16 protein-coding genes are annotated in these 12,926 nt (G+C 40.6%); all 16 read left to right on the forward strand.

What is annotated here, in order from left to right:
- Positions 1-379: 379 nt before the first annotated feature.
- The 16 genes from flgB to fliY are packed head-to-tail and all read left to right on the forward strand — an operon-like array spanning position 380 to position 12,910.
- Positions 380-769, forward strand: a complete 390-nt coding sequence (gene flgB, locus NSU05_RS08560) for a flagellar basal body rod protein FlgB (RefSeq protein ID WP_003245656.1) — start codon at positions 380-382, stop codon at positions 767-769.
- Positions 769-1,221 (forward strand): flagellar basal body rod protein FlgC, encoded by a 453-nt coding sequence (gene flgC, locus NSU05_RS08565; protein WP_003245521.1) that lies wholly within the window; start codon positions 769-771, stop codon positions 1,219-1,221. Before flgB ends, flgC begins: the two co-directional genes overlap by 1 nt.
- 10 nt (positions 1,222-1,231) lie before the next feature.
- Entirely contained in the window at positions 1,232-1,552 is a 321-nt protein-coding gene (fliE, locus tag NSU05_RS08570) for a flagellar hook-basal body complex protein FliE (protein WP_003238544.1), read from the forward strand.
- A gap of 45 nt (positions 1,553-1,597) precedes the next feature.
- On the forward strand, positions 1,598-3,208 hold the full coding sequence (fliF, locus tag NSU05_RS08575) for a flagellar basal-body MS-ring/collar protein FliF (RefSeq protein ID WP_052124600.1): 1,611 nt from the start codon (positions 1,598-1,600) through the stop codon (positions 3,206-3,208).
- Between the two features lie 12 nt (positions 3,209-3,220).
- Positions 3,221-4,237 (forward strand): flagellar motor switch protein FliG, encoded by a 1,017-nt coding sequence (gene fliG / locus NSU05_RS08580; protein WP_003231981.1) that lies wholly within the window; start codon positions 3,221-3,223, stop codon positions 4,235-4,237.
- Positions 4,230-4,982: a flagellar assembly protein FliH gene (gene fliH / locus NSU05_RS08585; protein WP_038430009.1), complete on the forward strand. Its 753-nt coding sequence runs from the start codon at positions 4,230-4,232 to the stop codon at positions 4,980-4,982. Before fliG ends, fliH begins: the two co-directional genes overlap by 8 nt.
- On the forward strand, positions 4,979-6,295 hold the full coding sequence (gene fliI / locus NSU05_RS08590; protein WP_015715886.1) for a flagellar protein export ATPase FliI: 1,317 nt from the start codon (positions 4,979-4,981) through the stop codon (positions 6,293-6,295). Before fliH ends, fliI begins: the two co-directional genes overlap by 4 nt.
- A 2-nt stretch (positions 6,296-6,297) precedes the next feature.
- Complete coding sequence (gene fliJ, locus NSU05_RS08595; RefSeq protein ID WP_003231977.1) at positions 6,298-6,741, forward strand: flagellar export protein FliJ; 444 nt, start codon at positions 6,298-6,300, stop codon at positions 6,739-6,741.
- An 11-nt stretch (positions 6,742-6,752) separates the two neighbouring features.
- The gene (locus NSU05_RS08600) at positions 6,753-7,367 is read left to right on the forward strand and encodes a MotE family protein (RefSeq protein ID WP_003231975.1); all 615 of its coding nucleotides are present in this window, start codon (positions 6,753-6,755) and stop codon (positions 7,365-7,367) included.
- A gap of 12 nt (positions 7,368-7,379) precedes the next feature.
- On the forward strand, positions 7,380-8,843 hold the full coding sequence (locus tag NSU05_RS08605) for a flagellar hook-length control protein FliK (protein WP_038428955.1): 1,464 nt from the start codon (positions 7,380-7,382) through the stop codon (positions 8,841-8,843).
- A complete protein-coding gene (gene flgD, locus NSU05_RS08610) occupies positions 8,840-9,262 on the forward strand; it encodes a flagellar hook assembly protein FlgD (RefSeq protein ID WP_014479786.1) in 423 nt (140 codons plus the stop codon). Before NSU05_RS08605 ends, flgD begins: the two co-directional genes overlap by 4 nt.
- A 21-nt stretch (positions 9,263-9,283) precedes the next feature.
- Positions 9,284-10,078, forward strand: a complete 795-nt coding sequence (flgG, locus tag NSU05_RS08615; RefSeq protein WP_014476809.1) for a flagellar basal body rod protein FlgG — start codon at positions 9,284-9,286, stop codon at positions 10,076-10,078.
- Between the two features lie 39 nt (positions 10,079-10,117).
- Entirely contained in the window at positions 10,118-10,333 is a 216-nt protein-coding gene (swrD, locus tag NSU05_RS08620) for a swarming motility protein SwrD (RefSeq protein WP_038428957.1), read from the forward strand.
- A complete protein-coding gene (gene fliL / locus NSU05_RS08625) occupies positions 10,330-10,752 on the forward strand; it encodes a flagellar basal body-associated protein FliL (protein ID WP_003231964.1) in 423 nt (140 codons plus the stop codon). The genes swrD and fliL overlap by 4 nt, the downstream gene beginning before the upstream one ends.
- A 33-nt stretch (positions 10,753-10,785) precedes the next feature.
- A complete protein-coding gene (fliM, locus tag NSU05_RS08630) occupies positions 10,786-11,784 on the forward strand; it encodes a flagellar motor switch protein FliM (protein ID WP_003220879.1) in 999 nt (332 codons plus the stop codon).
- A complete protein-coding gene (gene fliY, locus NSU05_RS08635) occupies positions 11,774-12,910 on the forward strand; it encodes a flagellar motor switch phosphatase FliY (protein WP_014479788.1) in 1,137 nt (378 codons plus the stop codon). Before fliM ends, fliY begins: the two co-directional genes overlap by 11 nt.
- Positions 12,911-12,926: the final 16 nt, after the last annotated feature.

Raw genomic sequence — 12,926 nt, forward strand, 5'->3', positions numbered from 1 at the left:
TCACAAAAAGAACCCTTTTTGAGGGTTCTTTTTTTATTTCAAATAAAGGAAATCAATAAGCTTTATTTCCTGGGTTGAAAGTCTTTCTATGTAATAATTTTAATAAATTTTGCATTTTTCTTCAAAAAGTTTCAAAAATGCCGAAAAGAAAGGAGAAAAAACAGAAATTCTGCTATTTTCAGGCTTATATCAAGGCGAGAAATGTAGTTCTAACAATCTAGGACTTTATACCTAGTTGCAAAATAGATAATTGTGAGGACATTTTTTTACACGAACTTCATAGACTTTATGCCTGTTATTTCTTACAATAAGCATATAGTTTTACAATTCTCGACAAGGATATTGAGGGTGAAAAAAACTGAAATGGAGGTAAGTGGATTTGAGCTTATTTTCTGGAACGATACAAAATCTTGAAAATGCCTTGAGTAGAGCGGATATTAAGCAAAAAGTCATAACTAATAATATCGCCAATATAGATACACCGAACTATAAGGCAAAAAAAGTCTCTTTCCAAAATTTATTAGATCAAGAATCCTCGCGTCTTGAAGCGATAAAAACAGACTATCGTCATGTTGATTTTTCTGATACTGATTCGAATTATTCAATTGTTGCGAGCGGAGATACATCGTATCAGCAAAACGGAAACAATGTTGATGTTGACAAAGAGATGACAGAATTGGCGCAAAATCAAATCAACTATCAAGCTTTGGTTGAAAGAATGAACGGTAAATTTAATTCGCTGAAGACCGTATTAACAGGAGGAAAATGATGACAGCTTTTCATAGCTTAAATGTTTCAGCATCGGCTTTAACAGCTCAGCGAGTCAGAATGGACGTTGTATCATCTAACTTAGCAAATATGGATACGACAAGAGCTAAGCAGGTGAATGGAGAGTGGGTGCCTTACAGAAGAAAAATGGTTTCCCTTCAGTCAAAAGGTGAATCGTTCTCTTCTATTCTCAATTCTCAAATGAGCGGAAGCGGGAATGCTGGAAACGGTGTGAAGGTTTCAAAAATTACGGAGGATGATTCAGATTTTAATCTTGTCTATGATCCGACAGACCCTGATGCAAACGCTGAAGGATATGTACAAAAGCCTAATGTTGATCCATTAAAGGAAATGGTTGATCTTGTCAGCAGCACCAGATCATACGAGGCGAATGTCACGGCGATGAATGCCACAAAGGGAATGCTGATGAAGGCGTTAGAAATCGGAAAGTAGGTGAATGAATGTGATTAATGCAATTTCTCCTTTTCAGGTTCAAAATACTCAAAACACTCAAAATGCAACAAATCAAGTAAACAATAGCCAAAAAACAGATTCTTCAAATCAAACAAGCTTTTCGGAGCTTTTAAAAAACTCTATTAGTTCGTTAAATGAGTCCCAAGTAGCTTCTGACAACATGACTAATGCCTTGGCTGCAGGAAAAGATGTAAATCTTGATGAGGTCATGATCGCTGCTCAAAAAGCCAGCATCTCTCTAACTGCAGCAACAGAGTTCCGCAATAAAGCTGTGGAAGCTTATCAGGAGATTATGAGAATGCAAATGTAGGGGGTCTGACGATTTAGAGAAAGAGTGGAATGACCGGGGGTTAACATGAATCGTACTCTAATGCAAATGAAAAACAAAACGAGTGAGTTTTGGAAAAATAGATCTAAATTACAAAAGATTTTAATGGTTAGTGCTTTAGCGGCAATTATTATTATTGGAATTATTATTAGTGTTTTTGCTTCAAATTCTAAAATGGCGCCGCTGTACAAAGATTTGTCTGCCGAAGAAGCAGGACAAATCAAAGAAGAATTGGATGCAAAAAAAGTGCCAAACGAACTTTCGAATGGCGGTACAGTGATTAGTGTTCCGGAGGATCAGGTTGATTCTTTGAAAGTGCAGATGGCTGCAGAAGGACTTCCTAAAACGGGATCAATTGATTATTCGTTTTTTGGACAGAATGCCGGCTTTGGTTTGACAGACAATGAGTTTGATATGGTGAAAGTGAAAGCTACACAGACAGAACTGTCAAACTTGATCAATGAAATGGACGGTATTAAAAATTCAAAAGTAATGATTAATCTCCCGAAAGACGCTGTGTTTGTCGGTGAAGAGCAATCTGCAGCATCTGCATCAATCGTTTTGCAGATTCAACCGGGTTATACACTTGATCAAAGCCAAATCAACGGATTATATCATCTGGTATCTAAAAGCGTGCCAAACCTAAAAGAAGATAACATCGTCATCATGGACCAAAATTCTACATACTACGACAAATCAGACAGCGATGCAGGGTCCTACGCGGATAGTTATTCTTCTCAGCAAGGAATTAAGTCTCAAGTTGAAAAAGACATTCAAAAACATGTACAGTCACTGCTGGGTACGATGATGGGCCAAGATAAAGTCGTTGTCTCCGTTACAGCAGACATTGATTTCACAAAAGAAAATCGGACAGAAGACATTGTCGAACCTGTGGATAAAGAAAACATGGAAGGCATTGCAGTCAGCGCTGAAAAGGTATCTGAAACATATCAGGGCGACGGTGCAGCCAACGGCGGAACTGCCGGAACCGGCGAGGAAGATGTTACAAATTATAAGGCTGACGGTGAAAATACCGAAAGCGGGAACTACGAAAAAAACAGCAACAAAATCAATTACGAGGTTAACCGAATTCATAAAGAAATCGCTGAAAGTCCTTATAAGGTCAGAGATTTAGGGATTCAAGTAATGGTAGAGCCGCCTGATGCCAAAAACACAGCGTCGCTATCAACTGAAAGACAGGATGATATACAAAAAATCCTTTCAACTGTAGTCAGAACATCTTTGGATAAAGATGAAACGCAAAATCAGAATTTATCTGATGCTGATATCAATAATAAGATTGTTGTTTCCGTTCAGCCATTCGACGGAAAAGTCAATTTGGATACAAATACGGAAGAATCCTCAGGTATCCCGCTGTGGGCATATATTGTAGGCGGTGTTTTAATCGCAGCGATCATTATTCTGATCATTATGCTTATCAGAAAGAAACGGGCGCAAGAGGATGAATTTGAGGAATATGAGTATGAGGTTCCTCAAGAACCAATCAATTTGCCTGATATCAATGAAGAGGAAAATGAAACAGCGGAATCAGTCAGACGAAAACAGCTTGAAAAGATGGCGAAAGACAAGCCGGAAGATTTTGCAAAACTGCTGAGAAGCTGGCTGGCCGAGGATTAGGAGGAATTAGAAATGGCGAGACGTGATCAAGATAAGCTTACAGGAAAACAAAAAGCAGCCATTCTCATGATTTCCTTGGGGTTAGATGTGTCAGCTTCTGTCTATAAGCACTTAACCGATGAAGAAATTGAAAGGCTTACTCTGGAAATATCAGGTGTTCGAAGCGTCGATCATCAAAAAAAGGATGAAATCATAGAAGAATTTCATAATATAGCCATTGCGCAAGATTATATTTCTCAAGGCGGTTTAAGCTATGCAAGACAAGTTCTGGAAAAGGCGCTTGGAGAGGATAAGGCGGAGAACATTCTAAACAGGCTGACTTCTTCTTTGCAGGTTAAACCATTTGATTTTGCCAGAAAAGCGGAGCCTGAACAAATTTTGAATTTTATCCAGCAAGAGCATCCGCAGACGATGGCGTTAATCTTGTCTTATTTAGATCCAGTGCAGGCCGGGCAAATTTTATCCGAGCTGAATCCTGAAGTACAGGCTGAGGTTGCGAGAAGAATCGCGGTCATGGATAGAACGTCTCCAGAAATAATTAATGAGGTAGAACGGATTCTGGAACAAAAATTATCTTCTGCATTTACTCAGGATTATACACAAACAGGCGGAATTGAAGCTGTTGTGGAAGTGTTAAACGGGGTAGACAGAGGGACAGAGAAGACGATCTTGGATTCATTGGAAATTCAGGATCCCGATCTTGCTGAAGAGATTAAAAAGCGGATGTTTGTCTTCGAAGATATTGTCACACTTGATAACCGTGCCATTCAGAGAGTCATTCGCGATGTTGAGAACGACGATTTGCTCCTTTCATTAAAGGTTGCAAGCGAGGAAGTCAAAGAAATTGTATTCAACAATATGTCACAGCGTATGGTTGAAACCTTCAAAGAAGAAATGGAATTTATGGGCCCTGTACGCTTGAAAGATGTAGAAGAAGCTCAATCGAGAATTGTAAGCATCGTCAGAAAGCTTGAAGAAGCCGGTGAAATTGTGATAGCAAGAGGCGGAGGGGATGATATTATTGTCTAATATCATTAAACAAGAATCATCTATTTCTCCACAAAAGGAAAAAAGAAAACTTTCTATACAAGAGGTGCGTATTGATCATTCTCACCTTTTGCAGGCTGAAGAGAACCCGGAGGCGCTTATGGCCCGAGTGAAAGAGGAAGCTGATCGGATTTCTGAGCAGGCAAACAGTCATATAGAAAATATTCGCCGTCAAATTGAACAGGAGAAAAACGATTGGGCGGCTGAAAAACAGAAGCTTATTGAAGAAGTAAAAGCCGAGGGCTTTGAACAAGGAGTAGCGCTGGGCAAAGCTGAGGCAATGAAACAGTATGCAGAACTAATCGGCCAAGCAAACAGTATAACTGAAATGTCCAGAAAAGCTGTTGAGGACAAGCTTGAAGACGCTAATGAAGAAATCGTTGAGCTTGCCGTTGCCCTAGCAAAAAAAGTTTGGCAGCAAAAGTCTGATGATAAAGAGGCTTTCCTCCTGCTTGTACAACAGGTTATAAACGAAGTGAAGGAATATGACGATATATCAATTTATGTTGATCCATATTACTATGAGACAATCTTTCAGCAAAAAGATGAAATCCAGCAGCTTCTTTATAAAGAATGCCGGCTTGGCATATATGCTGATGAAAAAGCTCAAAAAGGAACCTGTTATATTGAAACTCCTTTTGGCAGGGTAGATGCGAGTGTTGACACACAATTGATGCAATTGAAAGATAAACTTCTGACAGCGCTGGAAGCAGGTGCAGCTGAATGAAGACACAGAGTCTGATAGATTGTATAGAAATGACAGACTCGTATAAACGGTACGGAAAAGTCAAGCGGGTAATCGGCCTGATGATTGAATCAAAAGGGCCAGCAAGCTCAATTGGCGACGTGTGCCTGATTTATGCAAAAGGACAATCTGGGAAAGTCATTAAAGCTGAGGTAGTCGGCTTCCAGGAAGAAAATATTTTGCTTATGCCTTATTTAGAGGCTGCGAGCATTGCACCTGGCAGCATTGTAGAAGCTACTGGGGAATCACTTCGGGTTAAAGTTGGGACCGGACTGATCGGACAAGTCATCGATGCTTTTGGAGAACCGCTTGACGGAAAACTTCTGCCTAAAGGGCTTTCGCCTGTATCAACGGAGCAATCACCGCCCAACCCGATGAAACGGCCGCCTATCCGTGAAAAGATGGGTGTTGGAGTCAGATCAATTGACAGCTTGCTGACAGTCGGTAAAGGCCAGCGGATTGGAATTTTTGCAGGAAGCGGTGTCGGAAAAAGCACCTTAATGGGGATGATCGCCAAGCAGACAGAGGCTGACTTAAACGTCATTGCACTTGTCGGAGAACGCGGACGAGAGGTTCGGGAGTTTATTGAAAAAGATCTGGGGAAAGAGGGGCTGAAACGATCGATTGTAGTCGTTGCCACCTCAGACCAGCCAGCATTAATGAGATTGAAAGCGGCATATACAGCGACTGCAATTGCCGAGTATTTCCGAGATAAAGGCCAAAACGTCATGTTTATGATGGATTCTGTTACAAGGGTGGCAATGGCGCAGCGAGAGATTGGACTGGCTGCAGGAGAGCCTCCGACGACAAAAGGTTATACACCTTCAGTGTTCGCTATTTTACCTCGTTTACTAGAACGAACAGGTGCAAACGAGCATGGAACCATTACGGCATTTTATACAGTGTTGGTAGATGGGGATGACATGAATGAGCCGATTGCCGATACCGTACGCGGAATTTTAGACGGACATATTGTGTTGGACAGGGCGCTTGCCAATAAAGGCCAGTTTCCTGCAGTTAACGTACTAAAAAGCATCAGCAGGGTGATGTCAAACATTTCAACAAAACAGCATCTGGATGCGGCAAATAAATTCCGTGAACTTTTATCGACATATCAAAATTCGGAAGATCTCATTAATATCGGAGCTTACAAAAGAGGATCATCCAGAGAAATTGATGAAGCGATACAATTTTATCCGCAGCTTATTCAATTTTTAAAGCAGGGAACAGACGAACCGGCTTTATTGGAAGAAAGCATTGCTGCATTAACTAGTTTGACAGGAAATGAGGAATAAACGTGGCTTATCAATTTAGATTCCAAAAGCTGCTGGAACTAAAAGAAAATGAAAAAGACCAATCCTTATCCGAATATCAGCAATCAGTTTCTGAATTTGAAAACGTTGCTGAAAAATTATATGAGAATATGAGCAAAAAGGAATTGCTGGAACAAAATAAGGAAAAGAAATTAAAAAGCGGCATGAGTGTACAAGAAATGAGGCACTACCAACAATTTGTCTCAAATCTTGATAATACGATCTATCACTATCAAAAGCTTGTCATTATGAAAAGAAATCAAATGAATCAAAAACAAGAAATTTTGACAGAGAAAAACATTGAAGTGAAAAAGTTTGAAAAAATGCGTGAAAAACAGTTTAAAATGTTTGCTCTTGAAGATAAAGCTGCAGAAATGAAAGAAATGGACGATATTTCGATTAAGCAGTTTATGATTCAAGGCCATTAGGAGCGAATGTAATGTCCGGCAAAAAGAAAGAATCAGGTAAGTTCCGTTCGGTTTTGCTTATCATTATCCTCCCGCTGATGTTTCTATTAATCGCAGGGGGGATTGTTCTTTGGGCTGCTGGTATCAATGTCTTAAAGCCGATACAGGATGCTGCGGCAAAAACGCCGGTTCTTAAAGAATTGGTCCCTGAAACCGAAAATAAAAAAGGCGCAGCATCAAGTAAGGATAGCAGTAATACGGCAGCTCTGGAAAAGACCATTAAGGATCAAAAAAGTGAAATCAGTATATTGAATAAAGATCTAGAAACAAGTAAATCAGAAATCGATAGGCTCAATCAAAAGATCCGTTCACTTGAAAAGACGGCTGAGGATCAAAAAAAGTCATCAGAAGATCATACTGAAGGATCAGCAGACTCGAAAGCTTCTTCTGAAAATGACAAAGTGATCAGTGTGTACAAAAGTATGGACAGCGGAAAGGCTGCTAAAATTATTGCCCAATTAAAGGAGCAAGAAGCACTGAAAATATTGAATGGCCTAAGCAAAAAGCAGCTTGCTGACATATTGGCGAAAATGACTCCTGAGCAAGCAGCAACCTATACAGAAAAAATTGCTGCCAGCCAAGAATAGGGGGAATGAAAGGTGAAGCTGCTTGAATTAGCCGGACCTTTGCTGCAAACCACAACGGGTTCTGCCGCTAAAAACATGAAAAGTAGCCAGGGAGTTTTTCAAAACTGGCTTATGTCTGAGGCTGGATTGAAGGAACTTTCAGAACAAGGAAAGGGAACTCCTAATTCTGAAGATCAGCTTTTAGCAGATGCGCTTAAAAAGATCGGTGAATGGCTAAATGCAAGTCCTGAAGATCAAGACAAACAAAATGCGGATCTTTTGCAAACATTAAGCAAACTGACAGGGAAGCAATTGGATGCGAATGCTCTGCAAATGTTGCAAAATCTTTTGCAAGCAGTTGAATCAAAAATGTCAGGCGGGACGGATCAATTGCTCACAGAAACGGAGAAAATCTTTTCAGAAGCTAAAACGGCTCTGAGTGCCAATGATTCTGCTTCTGACATTAATGGAGCACTGAAGTCTGATAAAGAGCAATCAAATCAGGAAAATGAAGTATCCGAGCCTGCTAAAGAGCTTATCTATATCCAGATGTTCATTAGCCAGCTCGTAGAAGGGAATAAGCTGACTGATCGCGGGAATGGCAATGAAGCTCATGCCATTTACCAAAATGGAGATCAATTCCTTTCTGCATTAGAAAAGAAGGGTGTATCTCAACAACTAATTCAGGATCTTAAACAGCAAATATTCACTAAAGCTGAGTCAAGTTCAAAACTTTACTCGATGACAGCGTCAGAGCTGAAAAGTTTTCAAAGCTTAATGGATCAAATGTCTATGCTTCCTCAAAAAGGGACCAAAGAATGGAGTTTAGCTGAAAGCCAGCTGAAAGCCTTCTTGTTATCGAAATCATCCGAATCATCACAAGACTTTGGGAAGCGTGTTCTCACACCGCTCTCGCAGAGTTCATCCAGCAAAAATGCATCGGATGTTTCTGGAAGTATTCAGCCTGTAGATAGTAAATCAGGACTCCAAATGCTGTTTTCGGGGTATCGGGGCATAGGAGGGGTTCAAACACTTGATCTGCAGCAGATGTCATCTGATATACCAAATGCCGAAACAAAAACGGTGGCTGATCAAGTGATTAATGCGTGGAAGCAGATGAAATATACGCCTTTCGGCAGATCGACGGGAAGTTTCACTATTCGGCTGAACCCTGAACATTTAGGTTTTGTCACAATCAAGCTGACAAATGAAAATGGAATGTTTCAGAGTAAAATCATAGCATCTAGCCAATCAGCAAAAGAATTGCTTGAACAGCATCTTCCTCAGCTGAAGCAATCATTGCCGAATATGGCCGTCCAAATTGACCGTTTTACTCTTCCGGTCCAAAGCGGGGATCAGCCGATATACGGCCAGCTTGCTGATGAACAGAAACAGCAGCAAGAGGGGCAGAGACAGCAAAGACAGAAAAAGCAATCAAATGATTTTGGCGATCTGCTCGATGAAGTGTCGATGGTTGAAATGGAGGAAGAAGAATGACTTCTATAAGTTCAGAATATAAACTGCCTGAAAAAACGAACACTGTGTCGACGAACAACAGCAGCTTGGGGAAAGACGAGTTTTTAAAAATATTAATGACTCAAGTTCAAAACCAAGATCCGCTTAACCCGGTTGACGATAAAGAATTTATCAGCCAGATGGCGACTTTTTCAAGCTTGGAGCAAATGATGAATCTGAATACGACAATGACTCAATTCGTTGAAAACCAAGATCCGTTTACAACGTATGTTGATTGGATGGGAAAAGAAGTATCTTGGACTGATGGTAAAAGTGCAACAGATAAAACAGGCACAGTAAGCTCTGTTAAACATTTTAAAGGAAATTATTATCTCGTTCTTGATGATGGGACCGAGATCAGTCCTGCGAATGTCATGTCTGTGGGACAATCATCTAAATAAAAACATCTGGGGGAATATATTATGTTACGTTCACTTTATTCTGGAATCAGCGGTATGAAAAACTTTCAAACAAAGCTTGATGTTATCGGCAATAACATTGCCAACGTAAATACAGTGGGATTCAAAAAGAGTCGGGTTACCTTTAAAGATATGGTGAGTCAAACCATTGCCGGCGGTTCTGCTGCTGGTGCAACAATCGGCGGAACAAACTCTAAGCAAATCGGTTTAGGTTCATCATCTGGCACAATTGATACAATTCATTCAACAAGCGCGACACAAAGCACAGGAAGAACACTTGATTTAGCAATCGATGGCGATGGCTATTTTCGAATTGATACAGGCGCCGGAACAGCTTATACAAGAGCTGGAAACTTCTATTTAGATAACACCGGAACATTGGTTACAGGTGATGGCTACCATGTACTAAATATGAATGGCGGAACAATTAAAATTCCTACTGATGCACAAAGCTTCACTATCGGTTCTGATGGTAAGGTATCGATCGTTGATGCCGGTGGTCAATCACAAGACGGCGGACAAATCGGGATTGTGACTTTTGCCAACAGTGACGGCTTAGATAAAATCGGAAGCAACTTATACCGTGAATCTTTAAACTCTGGTACGGCCAGTGCAGCGAACCAGCCCGGTGATGGCGGAACAGGTTCCCTTAAAGTAGGATTTCTCGAAATGTCTAACGTCGATTTAACTGACGAATTTACTGAAATGATCGTAGCCCAGCGCGGATTCCAATCAAACTCAAAAATTATTACAACATCTGATGAAATCCTTCAAGAACTGGTTAACCTTAAACGTTAAGGAGGGAGGGGAGGCGAGTAATCGCTTCTCCGCTGTTTTATGATTAAAGTAACCCGTTTGAACGGGCAGCCCTTTACACTGAATGCGCTATTTATTGAACAGATTGAATGTTTTCCGGATACTACAATTACTCTGTCAAATGGTAAGAAGTTTGTAGTAAAAGAAGATGAAGAAGCTGTTCTGGAAAAGATCGCAGCTTTCTACCGAAAAATAAAAATATTTGCAATGGATCAAGGAATAGAGGAACCGGAATGAAGAAAAAGTTAATGATCATATTACTAATTATTCTTATCGTAATTGGTGCTCTCGGGGCGGCGGCTTATTTTGTTTTAGGCGGAAAGTCCGAAAAAAGTGAAGCGAAAAAAAGTATTGATGAAATCGTTGCGTCTTCTGTTGATGTAGAAGAGATCACAACAAATTTAAAGTCTGATAACATTATCCGTCTTGCTATTAAACTTGAAACTGATTCTGATAAATCAAAAGAAGAACTTGAGAAACGTGATTTCCAAGTGAAAGACGCTGTTATATCACTGCTGGCTGATACGAATGCTGATCAGATTGAGGGAGACAAGGGAAAAGAAACCTTTAAGAAGGAACTAAAAGATAAAATAAATAGCTACCTCCAAGAAGGAAAAGTAGAAAAAGTGTATATTACCTCCTTTAATCTGCAATAAAGCATAATTTGACAGAATACGGAGGTGAGGAAAATGTCAGGAGAAGTTCTCTCCCAAAATGAAATAGATGCACTGCTTTCTGCAATATCAACAGGTGAAATGGACGCTGAAGAGCTGAAAAAAGAAGAAAAAGAGAAGAAAGTCAAGGTTTATGATTTCAAACGTGCGCTGCGGTTTTCTAAGGATCAGATCCGCAGTTTAACGAGAATTCATGACAATTTTGCAAGACTTCTTACCACTCATTTTTCTGCTCAGCTCAGAACCTATATTCACATATCTGTCAGTTCTGTTGATCAGGTTCCGTATGAGGAATTTATCAGATCGATTCCAAACATGACGATTCTAAATCTATTTGATGTTCATCCGATGGAAGGAAGAATTATGATGGAGGTCAACCCCACGATAGCTTATACGATGATGGATCGAGTCATGGGCGGGATTGGAATCAGTCATAACAAGGTTGACAGTTTGACAGAAATTGAAACAAAAATCATTTCTAATTTATTTGAAAATGCACTGGGTAATTATAAAGAAGCTTGGCAGTCAATTGCTGATATTGAACCGGAAATGACTGAGTTTGAAGTGAATCCGCAATTTGTTCAGATGGTATCTCCTAATGAAACAGTCGTGGTGATCTCGCTCAATACTCAAATTGGTGAAATCAGCGGTGTCATTAATCTCTGTATCCCGCATATCGTACTCGAGCCGCTCATACCGAAGCTTTCAGTCCACTATTGGATGCAATCAGACCGAAATGAGCCAAAGCCTGAGGAAACAAAGTCGCTTGAAAAACGTATTATGACAGCACAAATACCTGTCGTGGCCGAGCTCGGCACATCTGAACTGACGATAGAAGAGTTTTTAAGTTTAGAAGTCGGAGACTGCATAACTTTGGACAAATCAGTCACGGATCCTCTTACTGTATTGGTCGGAGATAAGCCGAAATTTTTAGGACAAGCCGGCCGGGTGAATCGAAAACAGGCAGTGCAAATTTTAGATCACGACATAAGAGGTGAACAAGATGGAGAATAATAGATTATCTCAAGATGAGATTGACGCGCTTCTTAACGGTACTGGCAGCACGCTTGATGAGCCAGAGGTTCCGGAAGTAGATGACTTATCGGAAATGGAGCGTGATGCGATCGGTGAAATCGGTAATATTTCATTCGGCAGTTCTGCGACAGCACTGTCAACGCTTTTAAATCAAAAGGTCGATATTACGACTCCAAGCGTAACGGTCATTCCAAGAAGTAAAATCAGCGATGCGTTTCCTGAACCGTATGTAGCGATTGAAGTGAATTATACGGAGGGCTTCAGCGGAAGCAACCTGTTAGTCGTGGAACAAAGTGACGCGGCGATCATTGCTGACTTAATGATCGGGGGAGACGGAAAAGGTGCGGACCCTTCACTGGGTGAAATCCATTTAAGTGCTGTTCAAGAAGCAATGAACCAAATGATGGGATCGGCTGCTACATCAATGTCTACTGTATTCAGTAAAAAAATTGATATTTCACCTCCTCGGGTTGAATTGCTGGATGTTACTGAAGAAAAGGGTACAGACCGTATACCTGATGATGAAATGTTGGTGAAAGTTTCTTTCAACTTAAAGGTGGGAGAATTAATAGACTCCAGCATTATGCAGCTTTACCCATTGACATTTGCGAAAGATTTAATTTCAAGCCTTATGAACTCAGAAAGTGCAGAGGAAGAAGAAACGGTGCAGCCTGAAGTTACATACGAACAGCCGAAAGAGCCTGTGACGCCAGAGCCGCGTATTGAACCGAAGCAACAGCAGCAGCCGCCAAAAAGGCAGGGAACAGCAAAAAAAGCAGCGCCAGTTCAGGTTTCACCGGTGGAATTTTCAGCGTTTGATCCAAACGAAGCTGTACAAGCCCCTATTCATAATCTGGATATGCTTTTGGATATCCCGCTTTCGATTACTGTTGAGCTTGGCAGAACGAAGAGAAGCGTAAAAGAGATTTTAGAGCTTTCTGCCGGAAGTATTATCGAGCTTGATAAATTAGCCGGTGAGCCTGTAGATATTTTAGTTAATCAGCGTATCGTTGCCAAAGGCGAGGTCGTTGTCATTGAAGAAAACTTCGGAGTGAGAGTCACTGACATTTTAAGCCAGGCAGAGCGCATTAATAATTTAAAATAACGAAACACAAGGAGAG

It is taken from the genome of Bacillus sp. EU52 (assembly GCF_037964975.1).
Taxonomy (GTDB): Bacteria; Bacillota; Bacilli; order Bacillales; family Bacillaceae; genus Bacillus; species Bacillus subtilis.